Origin of the sequence: Blautia sp. 1033sp1_1033st1_G9_1033SCRN_220408, from assembly GCF_040929965.1 — a bacterium.
Lineage (GTDB): Bacteria > Bacillota > Clostridia > Lachnospirales > Lachnospiraceae > Blautia_A > Blautia_A ammoniilytica.
Genome location: NZ_JBFKZO010000008.1, coordinates 17,673 through 37,292, shown reverse-complemented (window position 1 = coordinate 37,292; position 19,620 = coordinate 17,673). Strand labels below are relative to the sequence as shown.

29 protein-coding genes and 1 pseudogene are annotated in these 19,620 nt (G+C 37.4%); 29 read left to right on the top strand and 1 reads right to left on the bottom strand.

Translation table 11 applies throughout. The features are described from left to right. Nucleotides 1–9 precede the first annotated feature (9 nt). The 29 genes and pseudogenes from AB5916_RS07955 to AB5916_RS07815 all read left to right on the top strand — a co-directional run bounded on the left by AB5916_RS07955 (nucleotide 10) and on the right by AB5916_RS07815 (nucleotide 18,581). Entirely contained in the window at nucleotides 10–606 is a 597-nt protein-coding gene (locus AB5916_RS07955) for an MptD family putative ECF transporter S component (protein ID WP_368190161.1), read from the top strand. Beyond that, entirely contained in the window at nucleotides 606–1,283 is a 678-nt protein-coding gene (locus AB5916_RS07950) for an energy-coupling factor transporter transmembrane component T (RefSeq protein ID WP_158422742.1), read from the top strand. The genes AB5916_RS07955 and AB5916_RS07950 overlap by 1 nt, the downstream gene beginning before the upstream one ends. 5 nt (nucleotides 1,284–1,288) lie before the next feature. Beyond that, on the top strand, nucleotides 1,289–2,671 hold the full coding sequence (locus AB5916_RS07945; protein ID WP_368190159.1) for an ABC transporter ATP-binding protein: 1,383 nt from the start codon (nucleotides 1,289–1,291) through the stop codon (nucleotides 2,669–2,671). A 336-nt stretch (nucleotides 2,672–3,007) separates the two neighbouring features. Continuing rightward, nucleotides 3,008–3,427, top strand: coding sequence for a DUF6361 family protein (locus AB5916_RS07940; RefSeq protein ID WP_368190158.1), 420 nt, complete (start codon nucleotides 3,008–3,010; stop codon nucleotides 3,425–3,427). Beyond that, nucleotides 3,381–3,881: a hypothetical protein gene (locus AB5916_RS07935; RefSeq protein ID WP_368190156.1), complete on the top strand. Its 501-nt coding sequence runs from the start codon at nucleotides 3,381–3,383 to the stop codon at nucleotides 3,879–3,881. Before AB5916_RS07940 ends, AB5916_RS07935 begins: the two co-directional genes overlap by 47 nt. Continuing rightward, entirely contained in the window at nucleotides 3,874–4,713 is an 840-nt protein-coding gene (locus tag AB5916_RS07930) for a GIY-YIG nuclease family protein (protein WP_368190155.1), read from the top strand. The genes AB5916_RS07935 and AB5916_RS07930 overlap by 8 nt, the downstream gene beginning before the upstream one ends. Before the next feature lie 51 nt (nucleotides 4,714–4,764). Next, a complete protein-coding gene (locus tag AB5916_RS07925) occupies nucleotides 4,765–5,832 on the top strand; it encodes a macro domain-containing protein (protein ID WP_368190153.1) in 1,068 nt (355 codons plus the stop codon). A 178-nt stretch (nucleotides 5,833–6,010) separates the two neighbouring features. Further along, nucleotides 6,011–7,339 carry an ADP-ribosylglycohydrolase family protein gene (locus tag AB5916_RS07920; protein WP_368190152.1) on the top strand — a complete coding sequence of 443 codons (1,329 nt, stop codon included), beginning with the start codon at nucleotides 6,011–6,013 and terminating at the stop codon, nucleotides 7,337–7,339. After that, on the top strand, nucleotides 7,323–7,991 hold the full coding sequence (locus AB5916_RS07915) for an SIMPL domain-containing protein (RefSeq protein ID WP_368190151.1): 669 nt from the start codon (nucleotides 7,323–7,325) through the stop codon (nucleotides 7,989–7,991). Before AB5916_RS07920 ends, AB5916_RS07915 begins: the two co-directional genes overlap by 17 nt. Before the next feature lie 94 nt (nucleotides 7,992–8,085). Beyond that, the gene (locus tag AB5916_RS07910; protein ID WP_368190150.1) at nucleotides 8,086–8,478 is read left to right on the top strand and encodes a pyridoxamine 5'-phosphate oxidase family protein; all 393 of its coding nucleotides are present in this window, start codon (nucleotides 8,086–8,088) and stop codon (nucleotides 8,476–8,478) included. A gap of 12 nt (nucleotides 8,479–8,490) precedes the next feature. After that, the gene (locus AB5916_RS07905; protein ID WP_368190149.1) at nucleotides 8,491–9,177 is read left to right on the top strand and encodes a PAS domain-containing protein; all 687 of its coding nucleotides are present in this window, start codon (nucleotides 8,491–8,493) and stop codon (nucleotides 9,175–9,177) included. Nucleotides 9,178–9,181: 4 nt separating this feature from the next. Then, a pseudogene (locus AB5916_RS07900) lies at nucleotides 9,182–9,304 on the top strand (DUF4186 family protein); the annotation flags it as partial. A 71-nt stretch (nucleotides 9,305–9,375) separates the two neighbouring features. Continuing rightward, nucleotides 9,376–9,594, top strand: coding sequence for an aspartate dehydrogenase (locus tag AB5916_RS07895; RefSeq protein WP_368190147.1), 219 nt, complete (start codon nucleotides 9,376–9,378; stop codon nucleotides 9,592–9,594). A gap of 3 nt (nucleotides 9,595–9,597) precedes the next feature. After that, a complete protein-coding gene (locus AB5916_RS07890) occupies nucleotides 9,598–10,116 on the top strand; it encodes an O-acetyl-ADP-ribose deacetylase (RefSeq protein WP_368190146.1) in 519 nt (172 codons plus the stop codon). Between the two features lie 364 nt (nucleotides 10,117–10,480). Next, the gene (locus AB5916_RS07885) at nucleotides 10,481–11,248 is read left to right on the top strand and encodes a zinc ribbon domain-containing protein (protein WP_368190144.1); all 768 of its coding nucleotides are present in this window, start codon (nucleotides 10,481–10,483) and stop codon (nucleotides 11,246–11,248) included. A 92-nt stretch (nucleotides 11,249–11,340) separates the two neighbouring features. Next, complete coding sequence (locus tag AB5916_RS07880; protein WP_368190143.1) at nucleotides 11,341–11,934, top strand: TetR family transcriptional regulator; 594 nt, start codon at nucleotides 11,341–11,343, stop codon at nucleotides 11,932–11,934. Between the two features lie 14 nt (nucleotides 11,935–11,948). Next, entirely contained in the window at nucleotides 11,949–12,572 is a 624-nt protein-coding gene (locus tag AB5916_RS07875; protein ID WP_368190142.1) for a GNAT family N-acetyltransferase, read from the top strand. Nucleotides 12,573–12,765: 193 nt separating this feature from the next. Beyond that, nucleotides 12,766–13,227, top strand: a complete 462-nt coding sequence (locus AB5916_RS07870; protein ID WP_173728360.1) for a LytTR family DNA-binding domain-containing protein — start codon at nucleotides 12,766–12,768, stop codon at nucleotides 13,225–13,227. Then, nucleotides 13,214–13,654 carry a hypothetical protein gene (locus AB5916_RS07865; protein ID WP_368190140.1) on the top strand — a complete coding sequence of 147 codons (441 nt, stop codon included), beginning with the start codon at nucleotides 13,214–13,216 and terminating at the stop codon, nucleotides 13,652–13,654. Before AB5916_RS07870 ends, AB5916_RS07865 begins: the two co-directional genes overlap by 14 nt. A gap of 10 nt (nucleotides 13,655–13,664) precedes the next feature. Continuing rightward, complete coding sequence (locus AB5916_RS07860) at nucleotides 13,665–14,009, top strand: DJ-1/PfpI family protein (protein ID WP_368190138.1); 345 nt, start codon at nucleotides 13,665–13,667, stop codon at nucleotides 14,007–14,009. A 13-nt stretch (nucleotides 14,010–14,022) separates the two neighbouring features. Beyond that, nucleotides 14,023–14,466, top strand: a complete 444-nt coding sequence (locus AB5916_RS07855) for a GNAT family N-acetyltransferase (RefSeq protein WP_368190136.1) — start codon at nucleotides 14,023–14,025, stop codon at nucleotides 14,464–14,466. Nucleotides 14,467–14,829: 363 nt separating this feature from the next. Further along, the gene (locus AB5916_RS07850) at nucleotides 14,830–15,195 is read left to right on the top strand and encodes a hypothetical protein (protein WP_368190284.1); all 366 of its coding nucleotides are present in this window, start codon (nucleotides 14,830–14,832) and stop codon (nucleotides 15,193–15,195) included. Beyond that, on the top strand, nucleotides 15,089–15,412 hold the full coding sequence (locus AB5916_RS07845) for a helix-turn-helix domain-containing protein (protein ID WP_368190281.1): 324 nt from the start codon (nucleotides 15,089–15,091) through the stop codon (nucleotides 15,410–15,412). Before AB5916_RS07850 ends, AB5916_RS07845 begins: the two co-directional genes overlap by 107 nt. 78 nt (nucleotides 15,413–15,490) lie before the next feature. After that, nucleotides 15,491–15,625 carry a hypothetical protein gene (locus AB5916_RS07840; protein WP_368190134.1) on the top strand — a complete coding sequence of 45 codons (135 nt, stop codon included), beginning with the start codon at nucleotides 15,491–15,493 and terminating at the stop codon, nucleotides 15,623–15,625. 13 nt (nucleotides 15,626–15,638) lie between these two features. Continuing rightward, nucleotides 15,639–16,241: an alpha/beta hydrolase gene (locus AB5916_RS07835; protein ID WP_368190132.1), complete on the top strand. Its 603-nt coding sequence runs from the start codon at nucleotides 15,639–15,641 to the stop codon at nucleotides 16,239–16,241. Next, a complete protein-coding gene (locus AB5916_RS07830) occupies nucleotides 16,238–16,480 on the top strand; it encodes a hypothetical protein (RefSeq protein ID WP_368190130.1) in 243 nt (80 codons plus the stop codon). The genes AB5916_RS07835 and AB5916_RS07830 overlap by 4 nt, the downstream gene beginning before the upstream one ends. Nucleotides 16,481–16,646: 166 nt before the next feature. Further along, nucleotides 16,647–16,871 carry a hypothetical protein gene (locus AB5916_RS07825; RefSeq protein WP_368190128.1) on the top strand — a complete coding sequence of 75 codons (225 nt, stop codon included), beginning with the start codon at nucleotides 16,647–16,649 and terminating at the stop codon, nucleotides 16,869–16,871. Nucleotides 16,872–17,000: 129 nt separating this feature from the next. Continuing rightward, nucleotides 17,001–17,462, top strand: a complete 462-nt coding sequence (locus AB5916_RS07820; RefSeq protein ID WP_368190126.1) for a DUF1284 domain-containing protein — start codon at nucleotides 17,001–17,003, stop codon at nucleotides 17,460–17,462. Nucleotides 17,463–17,684: 222 nt separating this feature from the next. Next, nucleotides 17,685–18,581, top strand: coding sequence for a helix-turn-helix domain-containing protein (locus AB5916_RS07815; RefSeq protein ID WP_368190125.1), 897 nt, complete (start codon nucleotides 17,685–17,687; stop codon nucleotides 18,579–18,581). Between the two features lie 88 nt (nucleotides 18,582–18,669). Here AB5916_RS07815 and AB5916_RS07810 read toward each other — a convergent pair whose 3' ends face one another. Next, nucleotides 18,670–19,533 (bottom strand): AraC family transcriptional regulator, encoded by an 864-nt coding sequence (locus AB5916_RS07810; protein ID WP_368190123.1) that lies wholly within the window; start codon nucleotides 19,531–19,533, stop codon nucleotides 18,670–18,672. Nucleotides 19,534–19,620 lie beyond the last annotated feature (87 nt).

Below are 19,620 nucleotides of genomic sequence, written 5' to 3'. Positions count from 1 at the left end.
ACGAAAAACATGGAAGAATCAAGAAAATTATCAGGAAAGGATCTTATTACAATAGGAATCTTTTCTGCAATTTATTTTGTGCTCAATCTGGCAGCTATGTTTACTGGATTTGTGCCAGTGTTGTGGCTGCTGTTACCGGGCGTGACAGGAATTGTGACCGGAATCCCATTCCTGCTTATGACAGCTAAAGTGAGAAAACCAGGGGCAGTACTTATTATGGGAACAATTACTGCATTGCTTTATTTCGTGACTGGTCAGTTTACAGTATTGTTACTGATTACATTTGCTATTGCATGTATATTGTCGGAACTGTACAGGTCTGTGACAAAGTATGATAACAGTTTTACACATATGATGATATCGTTTGTGTTTTTCTGTTATGGAATGCTTGGCTCTCCACTGGCAATATGGGTGTATAAAGACAGTTTTCTGGCGCAGATTCAGCAAAATGGAATGTCTGCAGAATATGTCCGGTCTTTATCGGGATTGATTTCTACGCCAATGCTGATTATACTTTGTATCTCTCCAGTCATAGGAGGCGTGATTGGAGCGTTGATTGCTAAAGGTTTATTCCGTAAACATTTTAAGAAAGCAGGGATTGTCTGATGAATAAGAGAACAGTCATCAATCATCTTGATCCAAGAGCTGGGCTGTGGCTGCTTTTAATGGCAAATATTGGTATGTTCTGTCAGAAAAATTCTGAGCAGGGGAGTATGCTTTCAGGCATATTTCTCCTGCTTATGCTGGTGCATGGACTATATAAGGCGGCAGGTAAAGGTATCGTTTTACTTGTTTCTTTCCAACTTTTACTAATGTATGTATTTCCGCAGTGCCCCGCATGGATGAATATGGTGTTTCCGGTTTTAGTTAATTATTCATTACGTATGCTGCCATGTGTTTTGGCAGGTTTGTTGCTGCTTCGAACATCGTCCATGCAGAAAATGATCGCTGCCATGTATACACTGCATCTACCACAAGGATTTATCATAGCAATGTCTACGACACTTCGATATTTTCCGGCTTTGAAAGAGGAGTTCGTACATATAAATGCTGCCATGAAACTTCAGAATATTTCATGGGCATCCCGCTTGGAATGTACGTTAGTTCCATTGATCGTGTCTGCAGTCAATACATCAGATGAAATAGCGGCAGCGGCAGTGGCAAGAGGAATCGAGAATCCAGGAAAGAAGACCAGTGAAATAACACTTCACATGGGAATTTCAGACTGGTTGATAATGATTTTGGTAACATTTGGAATACTTATAGTGGTGATCGCAGGATAAAGAAAATGATAAAGTTTGAAAATGTAAATGTAACAATGCAAGGAAAAAGAATTCTGTCAGACGTGAATCTGGAGATACAGGATGGGGAGTTCGTATTGATATGTGGGGAAAGTGGATGTGGAAAAACCACAATGACAAAATTGATTAATGGATTGATTCCACATTTTGTGAGGGATGTCAGCGTAGATGGAACGATTACGGTTTGCGGGAAAAATGTTGCAGAGATACCTATGTATGAAATTGCAGAGCTTGTAGGGTCTGTTTTTCAGAATCCAAGAACTCAGTTTTTTTATACGGATTCTAATGCTGAGATGGCATTTGGCCTGGAAAACAGAGGCGTGGAACCGGAATATATACGAAAAAGAATTAAGAATACAATAAATGAATTAGATATAGGGAAGCTGGAAGACCGAAATGTATTTTCCATGTCAGGTGGTGAGAAACAGCTTCTTGCGTTCGCATCAGTATATACCATGAATCCGCAGATTTATGTGTTGGATGAGCCGTCGGCAAATCTGGATATAGTAGCGATGGAAAAGCTGAGTGAAAGAATGAAAGTAATTAAGGAGAAGGGACATACTGTAGTTGTGGCAGAGCACCGCTTGGCATGGATCCAGAAATTCGCAGACAGAATTATTTACATGAAAGAAGGACATATAGAACGGGAATTTACACCATCGGAGTTCAGGACTTTGTCAGATTCAGAGCGGGAACAGTTGGGATTAAGGAGTATAGTGCCGGAACAGATACAGATTCCGGAAATTTCCGGTGACTTGGAAAATGCAGAGCTTAAGGTGTGCAATCTTTCCTTTAAGAGAAAGAAACAGATGATTTTTCAGAATATTAGTTTATCTGCAAGAGCGGGAGACATCATCGGTATCACAGGGAAAAACGGTGCCGGAAAATCTACGTTTTGTAATTGTTTGTGTGGCTTGCTTAAACCAATGAATGGTGAGATTCTGTATAAAGGAAAAAAATTATCAGGAAAAGCGAGGACAAAATTATTTGGTATGGTCATGCAGGAAGTAAACCATCAGTTGTTTTCAGATAGTGTGAAAAATGAATGCCTGCTTGCAAATGAAGACGCTTCCGAACAGGAAATCAGGGAGCTGCTTGAAGAATTTGACTTGAAAGAGTATGCAGAATATCATCCGATGATATTATCTGGCGGACAAAGACAAAGGCTTGCTGTTTGCCAGGCAGTTATGAGTGGAAAAAAGCTGCTTATTTTCGATGAACCTACCAGTGGACTGGATTTTAGGCATATGTGTCAGGTGGAAAAATTGATGAAACGGCTGGCAGAAGAAAAATATATTATTATAGTTGTAACACATGACTATGAGTTTTTGAATCGAGCTTGTAAGAGGTATATTAGAATCAATAGGTGACTTTTAGAAAAGGAAAACGGATTAAAGGAAGGAATTACTCATTCATGAACAGCTGAGATTATGAGAGAATTAATTAGGAAAAACAGGGAAAAGATAAGCCGGAGAGAATATGATCAGGATATAGGACGGTATAGCATAAGCAGAACAAGTCGGAGGTCGCAGATTACATGGTGACTTCCGGTTTTTTTGCGTGAGCAGTTACTGTGAAAGAAAAGTAACAAATCTCAATGTGTAAGGGCAATCTTCTCATAAGGCAAATTATTGATACTTAATAAAGCAATATATGCTATACTGAGAACAGTTGAAATTCATTATAATTATCAGATAAACAGTTAAGTGGGGACATCAACCATCCAGACTAGAGCAAAGTATTTCCTTATTGTTCCATATGTGCTAAGGGAAGCTGTTGATGGCAGATATGGAAAGGATGTCAATAGAGTTTTAAGAGCTATAGATTCAGCTGAAAAAGATTGTGGTATTAGATTGTTGAATGCGGATCCAAAGGCAGAAGGAGTTATCGGAACTCGTGTATTGCCGAAAGGCTGGGTGGCTAGAAAGCCATCCGACATTTACTGGAATGGTATTCGCACCTATGGAATATTTTGTGATTATGGTTTATCTATTTCTGAATATGTTTCATTGGCAATGAAACTTCGAGAAGAGAAGAAGGTTAGCCGATTTGGAAATAGAAATGATAATGCAGAGGAAAATGATAAGGATGATTCTGATGCAGGAGGAAGCTTTCTATCTGGATAAGCAGATTCAGAAGTCAACGAAAGGGTCTCTTTTGGAATATGTGTTGAAAAATCACATTGATTTGAATGAATATGTTAATTTTGCTTTTTTGATGGTTGAATTATCAGAAAAAGTAAGTGAAAAGCTGGCATATATGATAAAGCTTGCCTGCGATTTTAATAATCTGGTGTATATGGCAAGAGTAAGATACAATGTTATGCTGTCAGAAGGCGAGAATATTTATGCAAATGATGAATGGAGCAAGTTACTTCCGGATATCAGGCATAATGCAACAGTCGATCTGGATGCTGTCTTTGTAGAATTGCAGCTGATAAATCCAAGAGCAAAGCTAAGCAGAACAAAAGAATTTGATCATTCCAAATGGGTAGGTGGTGGAATGATTGATTACAGATTCTCGAATGCCAGAAGAATTGTGAATGACATCTATGCTGGGGAGGTGAGTGCTGATGTTTAGACCGGATTCAAATCGAGACAGAACTGATTACAGCAGTATTTTGATGCCTCCGGACGGATATAGACTGGACAGAGCAGTAGGCACTACATATTCACTTGACCTGGAAGCACTCACAGCTGTGGCGATATGTCTTGGATTATCTGAAGAAACAGATAGTAAGCTTATGCAAAATGTAAAAGAACGTTTGTTGCAACATTTGCGAGACTATCAAGCTGAAAAAGAGAAATATTATTGGACCACAGCAGTGATTTTTATAGGGAGAGACCTGAACAAGGCATTGATTCGTTATCTTGAAAATCGATTTGTAGACATTGCAAGACAGTGTAAACGGTATCTGGTGCTTACAAAAAACACTTATCGAAATACGGTGATGAAGGAATCACAAATAGCAGTCATGGAAGAATTTATTGATAATGTTAGAATTTTGATAAGTGTTTTAGGATATAAAGTCTTGGAACCTGTCAATAAACCAGCAGCTATAGAAGAAAACGATGGTAACGAAATTGAAAAAGAAGAAATAAAGTTGCACTTGGAAAGAACAGTGAAGGGAATAGGAAAGATAGAAGCTGATGGTATTCGTACATCTGAAGGCTTTGTAGTGCTAAACGGGAGTCATATTGATCCAGAGGATGATGAGACAATCTCAGCAGGTATTAAAGAAAAGAGAAGTAAAGCTAATATTGCAGAGGGTATTCTACAGGAGGATGTTTTGTTTTCAAGTCCATCTGGTGCAGCAATGTTTGTGGTAGGTAAGAGTGCTAACGGATTGACAAGCTGGAAAAATGCAGACGGTATTACACTTAAAGATATTGAAAGCGATGAGACAAAATGAAACTAATGTTATTGCGAATCGGATGAGAATTAGAAGATAAGGAGATGTACGATGCCATTTAAGATAGTTCGCAACGATATAACAAAAGTAAAAGCAGATGTGATTGTAAATACTGCCAATCCGAATCCTATATATGTAAGTGGTACAGATTTAGCCATATATGAGGCGGCAGGAAAAGAACAGCTTCTTGCCGAAAGAGCGGGTATCGGCAAAATTGCAAGAGGTGATATTGCTGTTACCGGTGCATATAATCTAAATGCAAAATATATTATTCATACAGTAGGACCGATATGGACAGATGGAAAGCATTATGAATTTGAAATTCTGGAGGACTGCTATCGTAAATCATTGCAAAAAGCATTAGAACTTAAGTGTGAGAGCATTGCCTTTCCATTAATTTCGACAGGAGTATATGGATTCCCGAAGGACAAAGCATTACAGATTGCTGTGTCAGTATTCAGCCAGTTTCTTACTGAAAATGAAATGGAAATCATACTGGTAGTGTTTGATAAAAGGTCTTTTCAGCTGTGCGGTCAGATTGTTGGGGATATTGATTCTTATATAGATGCTAATTACGTCAGAGAAACCCATAGAAAAGAGTATCCGTTAAGGAGCAGAAGAAGTACTCGTGTAAAAGAATTGGCAGAAGAAGATTTCAATGAAGAAATGCTTCAAAGAGAAGAATACAACTATTCACTTGAGGAAATGACAGATACGGGTATGACAGAGTTGCTCATGCCGCTGGAAAATATTTCATTGGAAGACCAGCTTGCGAATATTGGAGTTTCATTTCATGACAAATTATTTGAGCTGATTGATGAAGCACATCTTGATAATAAGGATGTGTGGAAACGGGCAAATCTTGATAGGAAACATTTTTCAAAGATTCAGTGTGACCAGAATTATCATCCAAAGAAAAAGACGGTAATGGCACTCTGTATTGCACTGCAGCTTGATCTGGAACAGTCAAAAGACTTGCTTGCCAGAGCAGACTGGGCATTCAGCCCAAGCAGCAAGGTTGATTTGATTGTACAGAAAGCTATCATTGATAAGCAGTATGATATTATGCAGTTGAATGTGACTTTGTTTAAGTATACGAATGAAATATTAGGAGTATAAAGAGTTTACAAGTAAATATTGATTGGCATATATTACGTCGGTACTTATAGTATCGGCGTTTGTTTTTGCCCTAAAAAGTGTCGCCTGGACAGCGACCATATAAAGATGCTGCTCAACTATACTCATATTGTGACAAAGAAAAAGAGCTGCCGGAGCAATCCGGAGATTGGAGGAATATATGTACGGAGCAATTTTAGGAGATATTATTGGAAGCCCATTTGAGTTTGACAGAGGAAATAAGACAAAGGAATTTGATTTGTTTAGTAAAGGCTGTGGCTTTACAGATGATTCTGTTATGACAATAGCGGTTGGAGAAGCTCTTCTTGCAGTCGGAACGGAAGCTACAGTAAAGGAAATAGAAGAGGCGGTAGTAACTAACATGCAGGATTGGGGGAAAAGATATCCATATGCAGGTTATGGTGGAAGATTCAGGTATTGGCTTAGAGAAAAAAATCCTAAGCCATACGGAAGTTATGGGAATGGTTCCGCTATGAGAGTATCAGCGGCAGGATGGCTTTATGATTCGATGGAAAGAACAAGAGAGGTAGCAAGAGCGACAGCAAATGTGACACATAATCATCCGGAGGGCATTAAGGGTGCAGAGGCAACAGCCAGTGCAATATACATGGCTAGGAATGGAGCTTCAAAAGAAGAAGTTAAAGAATATATCGAAAGGGAGTTTCATTACAATCTTGATAGAACACTTGATGAGATCAGACCGGGATATCATATGGATGAGACTTGTCAGAGAACAGTACCGGAAGCAATTATTGCATTTCTGGAATCCAAAGATTTTGAGGATGCCATACGGAATGCAGTATCACTTGGTGGAGATACTGACACACTTGGTGCTATTACAGGCAGTATTGCAGAAGCATTTTATGGAATTCCGGCTGTATTGATTGCAGAGTGTAGAAGCCGGATTGATGAAGGCTTGATGACGGATATTCTTGATGAGTTTGATCATGTTCTTGGAAGAGATAGAAATGTTGATTCAGATGATAAGAATGGAACACAGGCAAATCAAATAATTGAAGCTGCAATAGATCAGTGTTATGCTCAGCAGGATGAAAATGGAATGCAGCTGTTTATGGAAACTATGGTGACAAGAATGCAGCAGGCAGGAGAATTTGTGGTGCCTTATATTACTGCGGATTCTTTCATGTCCGAAGAGCAGATCAACAAAGTAAAGGTAGGTGACACAATTTCGCTTGATCATGATGTAAGACTTAAAATGGAAACTGTGAAAGATGCTGGTGGAAAAGAATGGGTTGGAGTATTTACATCTTCTGAGGAAATGCATAAGGGCTCAGCAGGAAATGTTCAGATGAATCAGCCTATTTTATCAATCCTTAAACTGGCACTGGAATGGGAGAAGATTAATGGAATTGTGATTAATCCATTTGGTAAGTATATTCAGATGACAAAGAAGATGATAGAGCTTTTAATCAGCGGATATGAATATTATGAGAATGAAAGGAAGAGCAAAGATGATGAGAACCATTAAAGTTACAGGAAAAGGGAAAATAGCAGTAAAGCCGGATATAATCCGGTTATATGTCAACAAGGAAGAACTTTGCAGAGAATATGAAGATACTCTCCGAAGGTCAACAGAAGATACAGAGCTTCTCAAGGATTTGTTTGAGAAACATGGCTTTCAGAGAAAAGACCTTAAAACAGTATATTTTAATGTCGATACAGAATATGAAAGCTATCAGGACAGAGATAAGAGCTGGAAGCGAAGATTTAAAGGTTATAAGTACAATCACCACATGAAAATAGAGTTTGCAGCCGATAATAAAAGATTAGGGCAAGTCCTTTACGCTTTGGCTCATAGTTCATTAAAGCCAGAGTTTTCTATTGAGTATACAGTGGCAGATGTAGAAAAATGCAAGAATGAGCTGTTACATAAAGCAATTGAGGATTCCATTCAAAAGGCACAGGTGCTTACAACAGCAGCAAATGTGGAACTGGGTGAAATACAGGCAATTGATTATTCCTGGGGAGAGATAGATTTTGTAACAAAGCCATTGAATGAAATGAGATTAATGGAGTGTACAGAATGTGAAATGAGTACACTGGGAGCATATGATATAGATATTGAGGCAGACGATATAGATGTTACCGATACAGTTACTGTAGTCTGGACAATAGCTTAGGTCTGAGAAAATCTATGGTATTGTGTTTGGTGAAAAGGGAAAATAGTGGTATAATTCTATTATTGATAAATTTTAATAACAGGAGACTTATACCATGGAACGAGTAGTAAATTTTTTAAAAGAAGCAGAGACATATTATTTGGCAACAGTGGAAGGAGACCAGCCAAGGGTAAGACCTTTTGGAACAGCACATATTTTTGAAGGAAAACTGTATATTCAGACCGGAAAGGTGAAAGATGTTTCAAAACAGATTCATGCAAATCCAAAGGTAGAAATCTGTGCATTTAAGAATGGAGAGTGGCTTCGTGTAGCAGGAGAACTTGTAGAAGATGATAGAAGAGAAGCAAGACAGTCTATGCTTGATGCTTATCCATCTTTACAGAATATGTACTCAGCAGATGATGGAAATACAGAGGTGTTTTATTTTAAGAATGCAACAGCTACATTTTCATCATTTACACGTGAACCGGAAGTAGTGAAGTTCTAAGGATAACATAAGATGGCAAAAAGTAAGAAGACAAAAATACATAAAAAGATAGATGGTCAGCTTTTACAGATGAACAAGAAGTTTACTGATCTCAAGATGAAACAGAAGGATAAGATTACAGGCTGGGTGTATGAAGAATACAAAAAGTATGTAACAGAACATGATAAAGCACCTGATTCGCTGGCAGATGAACAGATTGTTGAAGCTGTACTTGATAAGATAAATGAGGCACAAATCTGGATACCAGGTGGAGAAATATACGATTATTATCGAAGAAAGAAACCACAACTTCAAAAGAGGCAGGATAATGAAAAAGTGATTAAGTTTAAATCTTATGTCAGCTTTTATAAAAGTATTGTTGATCAGGATAAGGCATCCGTTGTTATATGCAATCTTAAGCATGAGATTATTTACATGAATCCGGCAGCTGTTATCAGTTATGCGAAGCGAGGTGGCGATAAACTTATTGGAAAAAGTCTGTTAGATTGTCACAATCCGGAATCAAGAGATAAAATACAGCAGGTAGTGGACTGGTTTGCAATAGATGAAAGTCATAATATCGTTTACACTTTTCACAATGAGAAACAGAATAAAGATGTTTATATGGTGGCACTCAGAGATGATGGGAAGTTGATAGGATATTATGAGAAACATGAATATCGAAATGCAGAGACTATGAAACAATACGATTTGTGGTGATGATATGACGAAGGATAAATGGTACAAGCAGTTATTTGAGCGACTGAACAATTCCAAGTTCCGAAGCAGTTTCCATCTAAAGCAGAAAGATATTGATTACATAAACGAAAAAGGACTGGAGAGAATTTGTAGATGCAGATGCATGTCCGGTAGTAGGTATTATCGAGACAATGGCAAAGTTAAAAGAAGGTGCACAGAGTGGGTCTATTTAAGAAAAAGCCAGCTACAAAGACATATGATAAAGAAAATAAGAAACCAGTAATCAAAGTGAGCATATGTAATGGCGAGCAAGTAGCTGAATTTAAAGATATTCATACAGGCAAAATAGAGGAGGTTATGCTGATTAAGAACCAAGCAGACCTTGATGCATTCAAGAAAATGTATGGAATAGATGGCGAGATAGAAAAGGAATATTAAACAATGTATTTGATTAAGACGATTAAAGGTGACATAACAAAAGTTACCGATGTGCAGGCAATCGTAAATGCAGCAAACAACTCCCTTCTTGGAGGAGGTGGTGTAGATGGTGCGATTCACAGAGCAGCAGGACCGGAACTTCTGGCGGAGTGCAGGACACTTCACGGATGTGAGACAGGAGAAGCAAAGATAACAAAAGCCTATAAGCTGCCATGCGATTACGTGATTCATACTGCAGGACCGATATGGAACGGCGGCAGGAATAGAGAAGAGGAACTTCTTGCTAACTGTTATTTTAATTCTATGAAGCTGGCAATGGATAATGGAATCAGGTCTATTGCATTTCCTTCCATATCAACGGGAGTATATAGTTTTCCGGTTGAGTTGGCGGCAAAGATTGCGATACATACAGTAAACAGATTCTTGCAGGATAATCTAGATTGTTTTGATCTGGTGGAGTGGGTACTTTTTGATGCTCATATTGAAGAAGTGTATAAAGCTGAGGTTGATAAGATATATTAAAAGATTAACTGATATGGATCAAACAAGAAATCAGTAGATATTTTATACTCTACGAAGCGTAGAATCCGCATATATTCACCATTCTCTACGCTACGTGGGTGTGAAGTGTCTATTTTTTATACTACACTTGGGGCAGAAAGGGAGGAAAACAATGGATCAGGTGAAAATTGGAAAGTTTATTTCTAATGAATGCATTTATTAAGCACAAGATACTTAAAATGTCCTCACTGTAAGACAAGAACCTGGTGTAAGAAAGTCATGACCAAAGAGTGCGGATCAAATCATATAGACATGGTATGGCAACAGCAGGTTGCTTTTCAGAACATGAATTTATCTGTATGATATGGTTATGGAGGTGACGACGATGGAAACAAAAAATATTATTTTGAAACTTCGTACTGAAAGAGGAATGTCACAGGACGAGCTGGCAGATAAAATTATGGTAACAAGGCAGGCAGTATCACGTTGGGAAAATGGAGATACCGTTCCCAATACGGATACACTTAAGCTCTTATCGAAAGAATTTGATGTTTCAATCAATACGCTTTTGGGAGAACCCAGAAAGCTGATCTGTCAGTGCTGCGGGATGCCAATTGATGATGATTCCATATTGGGACGTGATAAGGATGGCACATTAAATGAGGAGTATTGTAAATGGTGCTATGCAGATGGAACATACACATATAACGATATGGATGAATTGATTGATGTATGTGTAAAGAATATGGTAAATGAAAGCTTTACCGAAGAACAGGCACGCACTTATCTGAAAGAAATGCTTCCAAAGTTAGATTACTGGAAAAGATATGATGAGCTTAGTGACAATGGGCAGTTTGAAGAGTTTAAAAAGCAATTGATAAATGAAATTAATGATCTACATATAGACGGACTTCCAAGGGTAGACAAACTAAATGCACTTGTGGGAAAATATGTGAATCTGGATTATACTCTGCCTAATGGCCAAAAAGTGAAATTCCTTGATGATCAGAAAACCTATCTGGGGAATCAACTGGAGTCTGAATTTGGAGGAGACAGGTGCTTCGGTATTCTGGCAGATATGGATTTTATTCTAGTATGTACATATGAGAAAGCTGGTGAAAATCCAGAACTTCTGATTTATAAAAAGAGATAATATAAACAAAAAGAAAAGTCTTGACAAATAAACGACCGTTTACTATTATAAAAATGTAAACGGTCGTTTATTTTAACTTGGAGGTTATCAGCGTGAGTAATAATAGAAAAGAAGAAATATTGATTGTAGCACTGCATTTATTTGCCAGAGATGGTTATGAGGCTGTCTCAGTCAGCCAGATAGCAGGAGAACTTGATATGACAAAAGGGGCATTGTACCGCCATTACAAAAGCAAAAGAGATATTTTTGACTGTATTGTGCAGCGTATGGAACAGCAAGATGGTGAACAGGCATCCGAATATGATATGCCGGAAGAGGAAAAAGAAAAAATGCCTGAACAGTATGAGAATGTGTCTCTGGATGATTTGGTGGAATACAGCAAGTCAATGTATGAATACTGGACAGAGGATGATTTTGCATCATCGTTTCGGAAGATGCTGACAATCGAGCAGTTTCGCAGTAAAGAGATGCAGAATTTATATCAGCAGTATCTCGTAGCTGGACCTGCATCCTATGTGAAAGATTTATTTGATAGCATGGGATTTACAAATGCTAAGGATAAAGCTGTCAGATTCTATGCTGTTATGCATTTTTATTACAGCCTTTATGATGGAGCAGAAGATAAGGAAAATGTAAAAGATGAATTTGTATCAGCTATAAAAAGCCTGGTACAAGATTTGAAGTGAAGGAGAATCAGATCATGAAAAATAATATAGTAATCCGTTTAGAAGAAAAAAGTGAATATCGAAAAGTAGAAAATCTGGTAAGGGATAGTTTTTGGAATGTATACCGCCCCGGATGCCTGGAGCATTATGTCCTTAACCAGTTAAGAAATGATTCGGCATTTGTACCGGAGCTTGATTTTGTTATGTATCAGGACGGAGAACTTATCGGACAGAATATCTTTGTGAGAACTGCAATCACAGCAGATGACGGAAGAAGCATTCCCATTATGACGATGGGACCAATCTGTATCAAAAACGAATATAAACGTAAGGGATATGGAAAAATTCTGCTTGATTATTCATTGGAGAAAGCTGCAGAGCTTGGCTGTGGAGCGCTGTGCTTTGAAGGAAATATTGATTTTTATGGAAAGAGCGGTTTTAAGCAGGCAAGCGAGTATGGTATCCGATATCATGGATTGCCGGAGGGGGAAGATGCATCATTCTTTCTGTGTAAGGAACTGATACCGGGTTATTTTGATGGAATTACAGGAGAGTATGCAACACCGGAGGGTTATCTTGTAGATGAGCAGGAAGCAGAGGAGTTTGATAAGCAGTTCCCATATAAAGCGAAAAAGAAACTGCCGAGGCAGATTTTTTAGATATGAGGTTGGCAGTACGAATCTGATAAGGTTTGTACTGCTTTCGTATTATTGACGAAAACTGGGATTATTATGCATCTTGGCATCGGTTTGGTGCATGTTAGTTGTCTGCATATGGACAATGAAATTGAATCACGATAGAGTAATTATGGTAGCAAATTGGTAATATGATTTAGCCGGAAAGGAAATACACATGAGGGTAACGGAAAAACTTGTAAAAAGTCCGGAAGAAGAAGGAGTGACCCTTGCGTACATAAGACTTACTAAGGACTTTGAAGAGATAAAAGAATATGTACAACATAAAGGGGATACTCTGACCGGATATAAGAAGGCAAGGGAAAGGGCATCTGTCAGAATAGAGGATATTCTGTATTTTGAGACTGTGGATGGTCTGGTATTTGCATATACTGTGGACAGTGTTTATGAAATAAAAGGCAGATTGTATCAGGTAGAAGACAAGGTCAAGAGAAGAACTATATGCAGAGCGTCCAAAACAATGCTTGTCAATGTAGAGCATATTACTTCCGTACGGACTGCATTGAACGGAAGACTATATGCCAGAATGGAAAACGGTGAAGAAATATTGATTACAAGAAGGTATGCAAAGGAAATTGAAGATTGTTTTATGGAGGATGATGACGATGAAAGAATTTGATCCGAAGAGAGAGTTTCTGTTTGATTACATAACGGTTGTGGCAGAATGTACATTTGCAATTGCAGTGATCGGCAGTCTCTTTGCAAGAAATAACAGCATTAGCTTTATCTATTTTTTCCTGCCGTTTGGGTTGGCATTCATTTGTATGATTCCATGTATTCCTATTTATCTGAAGGAAGATATGACGATTCCTCAGATCATGTGGCAGAGAGGTATAGAACTTGTAGTTCTGGAAATTGCAATGTGTGCTGTGATTTATCTGATAATGGGAGACAGCGTTTCTAGAATAGTTTATGTAGCAATATTGATTTCAACGGCTGTCTGTGATGTGCTGTCCTATCTTGTGAAGTGGTATCTGGAAAAAGAAGAGGCAGATAAGATAAATCGAAAGATTGCAGAGCGCAGAAGAAAAAAAGAGAATGAATAGGGGGATAAGGATGAAAGATCAAATCAGAAGTTTTATCCTTCCGGGTGGAAACATCGCTGAAATTGTTACTCGAGAGGTGAAAGCGTGTCTACAAGCCTTAATGAAACGTGAGATTTTGATTGCCGGGATCTGTGCAGGGGTTGATGTGCTGGATCATGCTGGGATTCTGTGTGATGTGAAATCAACCCATTCCTCCGATGCGGACCTAGTAACGGATAAAAATGTGATAACTGCACGAGCAAATGCATATGTCGATTTCGCAGTTGAAGTTGCGAAGAAGCTGAACCTGTTCGCCAGTGAAGCTGATCTTCAGGAAACAATCAACTTCTGGAAACATTATCAAAGAGTGCAGTAGTACGGAGGTGGCTGTGGAATATCTAAAGCAAATTACAGAAGATAATTTTATGGAAGCATTTCATTTGAAACTTGCAAACGGACAGGAACGCTTTGTTTCCCATCCAATTCGAAGCCTTGCACAGGCTTATGTTTACAGGAATCAATGTCAGCCGTTTGGAATCTATAAGGATGATACTATGATTGGTTATGTCATGGTGATTTATGATTATGATATTCCGGAATACAATATATGGCATATGATGATTGACGAATCTAATCAGGGACAGGGGTATGGAAGTATTGCATTGGATCTGACGATTGAGTACATTAAAACGAAACCCTTTGGACCATCAGACAAGGTAACATTAACCTGCAATATGGACAATATTCATGCATTAAGTTTATACAAGAACAAAGGCTTTAAAGAGACTGGAACGATGGATGAAGATGAGATAGAGCTATCCTTGATGTTATAGTAAAAGCGCAGAATTTGTTATGGCAATTTGGGAGAAAAGAGAAATTTATGATTGAGTATAGTAAACTTCAGATAGGCTGTATGCTTATTGTAATTTATATTGCATTTATATATTTCCGTGAGCGATATGCCTATAAGGTTCAAAAGAAAGAAATCGTGTTTGAATTATTGCTTTTTACGGGAATATTCAGCATTGCCGTTTGCAGTAAATATGGCTGCTGTGATCTTGTTTATGCCAAAGATTACGTATTGTCATGGAGAGATTACAAATTATTCGATGGGAATTCCGGTGTATACCTGTTACATTATGGTAGCTGTTTATATGCTTGGTAGTGTTATATTACTGATATGCGGAAGAAAAAATATGGGGTACAATAAGCTCATTACAATAACAACCTGTATTGTGGCGGTATTAGCAGTTACAGTATATCAGATGATACATCCGCAGGCGCTTCTTACAAGCCTGGTGTCAGTTTTTGTAATCATAGGGGTTTATCTTAATATGGAGAATCCTTTGCTTCAGAAGCTGCGTGCTCATAATAAAGAGATGGCAATGGGATTTGCAACTCTCGTGGAAAACAGGGATGGCAGCACAGGAGGTCACATACGTCGTACAACCACTTATTCTGTTTGTTTCGAGGACAGCTATTTCGAAGTGGGAATCGGACAGAGGGTATCCGAGTATAGATTCTCTAAAAGAAATTTCAACTTTTTTCTCTGTGACAATTGATGAACTGGTGTCTGGAGAAAAATTACTTTCAATTGCGGAGAAAGAAAATAAATCCAATATGCAAAATCTGTGCAGCATTCTGATCGGGGCTATTGACTTGTTTCATTTTCTGCTGATTGTGCTGCCTCTGTATCCAAAATCAATGAAAGAATATATTGCATCCGTAAACCTGTTCGGCTATACAGAAACATCAGCCTTTAACAGGATGGTTTATTGAGTATTGTTCTTTTTATTAATGTTAATTGGAGTTTCAGAGCTTATAGTTACGCAGTTAAAAATTGAGAAAGTATACAAGATGATAATTGTATTTTCCATGTTGCTTGGTATCGTAGCAGTACTGTTTCTGGCTTTGACAGGGGAGACATATGCAACAGCACTGGCATTTCTGCTTTTGGTGTTGAAAGCAGGTTTATACATGAAAGGAAGATAGAAAGGTAAGATTCATGAGACAATTAGTTTTATATATTCATGGAAAAGGTGGAAATGCTATGGAAGCTGACCATTATAAAACATTATTTGCAGGTTATGATGTGATAGGAATTGATTATCATGCAGACAATCCGTGGGATGCAATAAGTGAATTTAAAGAGTTTTTTCACAGATATAGGCAATGGTATGATTCAATTATTCTAATAGCGAACAGTATTGGAGCTTATTTTTCAATGTGTGCTCTTAATAATGAACAGGTAGACAAAGCCTTTTTCATTTCACCAATCGTTGATATGAAAAAGCTGATTCTTGATATGATGGGATGGGCAGATATAACGGAAGAAAAGTTACGTGAAAAACAGTTGATAACCACAGGATTTGGAGAAACATTGTCCTGGGAATATTTGTGTTATGTGCGTAATCATCCGGTCAATTGGTCGGTTCCTACTTATATACTATATGGAGATAAAGATAATCTGACATCACAGGAAACTATCCATAAGTTTGCCAATGATGTCAATGCAGAACTAACAATAATGCAAAACGGAGAACATTGGTTTCATACAGCAGAGCAGATGGCATTTTTAGATGACTGGATTAGAGGATTGTTGAAATGAAAAAGGCAACCAAAAGAAAAATTATTTTATCCGGAATACTTTTTCATATGATATTAGTCTTTACTGCCTGCGGTTTATGTAATAAAGCTACATTTATAGGGGATGAGATATCGGATACAGATTTTTACGATATAGCTTTTGAACAGATGAACTCGACACATTCTCATAATATAGATATGGACGCCGGTGAAAGTATTAAGGTAAAGATTATCAGCAAATCCGGGAAAATTTCCGTATAAATATATAATGAAGATGATCAGCCAGTGTATAGAGGTGATGATGTAACGGATGCAGAATTTGAAATACAGATTAATGAAAAAGGAACATACCGGTTATGCGTTAGTGGAAAGGAAGCAAAAGGGCATGTTATTTTTTCAAGATGCAAAGAGGAAAAGAACATAAAGAATGAATAAGAAAAGTGAAAAAAATCTGCCTTTGTATGGTATAGGTCCGGTTATTGTATTTGGGCAGTTACTGATTGCCGGTGGCGCAATTGCCATTTCATATAAATTAAAATGGGATTGTTATGAATATGAAATGCTAAACATTCCATTAAAAATCATTGGTATTTTGTCTGTTATTGATCCAAAATCAAGGAAGATTCATAATAAGCGAGAAAACAGAGATTAATTATATGTAGACAAAACGCATCCGGCTTCCTTCAGAGGAGTGGCATTTACCCATTGAGCAGATTGTTCATTTTAACCACCTCAAAGGATCGGGAGGAAGAAACGCCTATTTGGCATAAAGGAGAGTAAAATGGAATACCAGTACAAACTTCGTCCACATCACAGATTGTGTATCTCCTTTTTCTCAGTGAAAAAGTATAGTGAAAAATATAAAGAACATATAAAGAAAATAATAGCTGAATTAGAAAACGCTTCAATTGTTTGTGTCACCTTGCAGTCAGATATTTTTTGTGAGGGATGTCCCAGTAGATTACAAGATGGAAGTTGTAGTGTTGCTGATAAGGTTCGAGAATACGATCAAAAGATTCTTGAATTATGTGGATGGAAAGAAGGAATGCTACTTCCGTATTCTGAATTTAAACAAGATATTCATGATAATATTTTGTCTTGTAGAAAGTGTGAAACAATTTGTGGTGATTGTGAATGGAGCGAAATTTGTTACATAAATGAAAGAAAAAACAAAAAGCTAATATGTTGGATTAATGAACAAGATATAATATTGTCTTTCCACCAAGAAGAAGGATTTGTGTAAAAGAAATTTACAGACAGAGACGAGCTTCGATGCTTCTTGCTTGCAGTGTATGGAATATATAGGATACAGTAATAAAAACTGTAAGGTTATATATGAATCCGATATATAAGCTCTTTCGTTTATCTGGCAAACTAGACAGGCTTAAAAATCATATTCTACCTTTGAGGGGTATGTTTTTTCTCTAAAAAAGAGTATGATCAATATAAAAAAGGAGGTAGATGGATGGATCTTATCAAAATTGGAAAATACATTGCAGGTAAGCGAAAGTCATTGGGGATGACACAAAAGCAATTGGCAGAAAAAATAGGTATGAGTGATAAGTCTGTTTCTAAATGGGAGAGAGGAATCTGTTTGCCGGATGTATCAGTATACTTAGAATTATGCGAAATATTAGGTATTAGTCTTAATGAGTTTTTGGCTGGTGAAGATATTGAGATAGATAATATTGAAAAAAAATCAGAAGATACATTGATACAGATAACAAAGGACAGTGGCCGCAAACAACGATACTTAAAGAGAATCATTATAGTGCTTCTTATTATAGTGGGAATATCTATGGTTACTTTTGGATCCATCGTATGTAATAAATTGCGGCAACCACAAAACTATATTGAAGCAGTAGACTCAGATAGTATAGAAATGAAAACTGCTGAATTGTTATCAGGAATTGATGGAACAATGATGTTTCGATACAATTCAAGGGATACATTTAAAACGTTATCTATTTACTTGTCAGAATATCAGCTTGGACAACGAGTTTCACATAAAAAAGTTTTGGAACTTTCCTATGAAGATGTGAAATCTTCCACAAATGGATTGATTGTCATCACTCCGGATTTTGATAATTTTACTGCAAAGCTTATTGCAGCAGATGAATATTCAAAATATATGACAGAAACGCCAATCTTGGAAGGTGTTGCAAACAGGGAATATTATGGAAGATCAGCGACCTCTATAGAGAACAAAAGCACGATAGAGTACGGAACAGAGCAAGGATTGGCAGCACTGATTTATGGAGAAAAAGGGTTAAGTTCATTGCCAATACAGGATATTGCAGGGGAGCATATAGATACAGATAATGAGTACATGTATTACTATTCGGTTGAATTTATAAAATAGCACTAATAAAAAGAAGAGGATGTCACGTAATCTGTTTTGATTCGGTGGCATCCTTTTTTGACATTTAGTTTTTATGATATTATAGATTTCATAACTTATTTCTTATTTTTCGGTATTCTCTTGGCGAATATCCTTTCAGCTTGTGAAAAAGCCGGCTGAAATAAAGCTGGTTATCATATCCGACAATCTTAGAAATCTCATTGATGGAATAAGTTGTTGTTTCAAGTAACATCTGAGCATTGTTGATGCGGATTCCCACAATGAATTGCATTGGTGTAGAATCGGTATATTTTTTGAAATTTCGTATAAACCAGCTGACACTCATGCCTCGTGAGGCAGCATAATCATCAATATTGATATTTTGATTGTAGTTTTCACTGAAAAAGGTAACAGCATTATCCATCTCATGATCAAGATATTCATTTTTTAATATGTGCTCTCTTGTCAGTTCCCGGTGGAAACTAATCAGAAGATGACGTAGCAAAAGGACAAGCATTTCCTCATAATTATCTTGACAGCGTTGGAGCTCGATAATGATACGTTTGAAAATTTGTTCATATTCATTAGATGTACCCACTTGAAAGACACGTTCTTTATCCGGAAACCCATATTGATGTAAGATATTTTTCACATTGCTTCCTGTGAAGTGAATCCAGTATACTTCTGTCTTATCTTCTCCGTAATATTCATATTTCTGAAGTTCTTTCGGTCTGTACAGTACAATGTTGCCGACTGGAACAATCGTTTCGTTATTTACATTATCAAAATGAAAATGCCCACAACCAGCAGTGATATATATAATTTGATAATCCAGACGACCCCTTGGACGGTAGGTAGGAAGTTTGGGATGTCTGGAAAGACGGTAAGTACCACAGCTACCTACAATCAGCGGACGACTTTTGTCTTTGAAATCCATATGTGAGTGATTCAAATAACCGGTGTTCAAATACATAGGACAGCACCTCTTTTCGCACTTTTTATCATTGTATCATTTAGTGCATATTTTGTCTAATCCAATTCATAGACATATTTTGCGGAT

What these genes read in the sequence shown, in the direction of transcription:
- AB5916_RS07830 (WP_368190130.1), top strand. Translation starts at nt 16,238, where the DNA reads ATGAAAAAGGCAACCAAAAGAAAAATTATTTTATCCGGAATACTTTTT.
- AB5916_RS07930 (WP_368190155.1), top strand. Translation starts at nt 3,874, where the DNA reads ATGTTTAGACCGGATTCAAATCGAGACAGAACTGATTACAGCAGTATT.
- AB5916_RS07850 (WP_368190284.1), top strand. Translation starts at nt 14,830, where the DNA reads ATGGGGTACAATAAGCTCATTACAATAACAACCTGTATTGTGGCGGTA.
- AB5916_RS07955 (WP_368190161.1), top strand. Translation starts at nt 10, where the DNA reads ATGGAAGAATCAAGAAAATTATCAGGAAAGGATCTTATTACAATAGGA.
- AB5916_RS07950 (WP_158422742.1), top strand. Translation starts at nt 606, where the DNA reads ATGAATAAGAGAACAGTCATCAATCATCTTGATCCAAGAGCTGGGCTG.
- AB5916_RS07910 (WP_368190150.1), top strand. Translation starts at nt 8,086, where the DNA reads ATGGAACGAGTAGTAAATTTTTTAAAAGAAGCAGAGACATATTATTTG.
- AB5916_RS07890 (WP_368190146.1), top strand. Translation starts at nt 9,598, where the DNA reads ATGTATTTGATTAAGACGATTAAAGGTGACATAACAAAAGTTACCGAT.
- AB5916_RS07875 (WP_368190142.1), top strand. Translation starts at nt 11,949, where the DNA reads ATGAAAAATAATATAGTAATCCGTTTAGAAGAAAAAAGTGAATATCGA.
- AB5916_RS07835 (WP_368190132.1), top strand. Translation starts at nt 15,639, where the DNA reads ATGAGACAATTAGTTTTATATATTCATGGAAAAGGTGGAAATGCTATG.
- AB5916_RS07920 (WP_368190152.1), top strand. Translation starts at nt 6,011, where the DNA reads ATGTACGGAGCAATTTTAGGAGATATTATTGGAAGCCCATTTGAGTTT.
- AB5916_RS07870 (WP_173728360.1), top strand. Translation starts at nt 12,766, where the DNA reads ATGAGGGTAACGGAAAAACTTGTAAAAAGTCCGGAAGAAGAAGGAGTG.
- AB5916_RS07935 (WP_368190156.1), top strand. Translation starts at nt 3,381, where the DNA reads ATGATAAGGATGATTCTGATGCAGGAGGAAGCTTTCTATCTGGATAAG.
- AB5916_RS07825 (WP_368190128.1), top strand. Translation starts at nt 16,647, where the DNA reads ATGAATAAGAAAAGTGAAAAAAATCTGCCTTTGTATGGTATAGGTCCG.
- AB5916_RS07810 (WP_368190123.1), bottom strand. Translation starts at nt 19,533, where the DNA reads ATGTATTTGAACACCGGTTATTTGAATCACTCACATATGGATTTCAAA.
- AB5916_RS07840 (WP_368190134.1), top strand. Translation starts at nt 15,491, where the DNA reads ATGATAATTGTATTTTCCATGTTGCTTGGTATCGTAGCAGTACTGTTT.
- AB5916_RS07905 (WP_368190149.1), top strand. Translation starts at nt 8,491, where the DNA reads ATGGCAAAAAGTAAGAAGACAAAAATACATAAAAAGATAGATGGTCAG.
- AB5916_RS07865 (WP_368190140.1), top strand. Translation starts at nt 13,214, where the DNA reads ATGAAAGAATTTGATCCGAAGAGAGAGTTTCTGTTTGATTACATAACG.
- AB5916_RS07945 (WP_368190159.1), top strand. Translation starts at nt 1,289, where the DNA reads ATGATAAAGTTTGAAAATGTAAATGTAACAATGCAAGGAAAAAGAATT.
- AB5916_RS07885 (WP_368190144.1), top strand. Translation starts at nt 10,481, where the DNA reads ATGGAAACAAAAAATATTATTTTGAAACTTCGTACTGAAAGAGGAATG.
- AB5916_RS07860 (WP_368190138.1), top strand. Translation starts at nt 13,665, where the DNA reads ATGAAAGATCAAATCAGAAGTTTTATCCTTCCGGGTGGAAACATCGCT.
- AB5916_RS07925 (WP_368190153.1), top strand. Translation starts at nt 4,765, where the DNA reads ATGCCATTTAAGATAGTTCGCAACGATATAACAAAAGTAAAAGCAGAT.
- AB5916_RS07915 (WP_368190151.1), top strand. Translation starts at nt 7,323, where the DNA reads ATGATGAGAACCATTAAAGTTACAGGAAAAGGGAAAATAGCAGTAAAG.
- AB5916_RS07815 (WP_368190125.1), top strand. Translation starts at nt 17,685, where the DNA reads ATGGATCTTATCAAAATTGGAAAATACATTGCAGGTAAGCGAAAGTCA.
- AB5916_RS07820 (WP_368190126.1), top strand. Translation starts at nt 17,001, where the DNA reads ATGGAATACCAGTACAAACTTCGTCCACATCACAGATTGTGTATCTCC.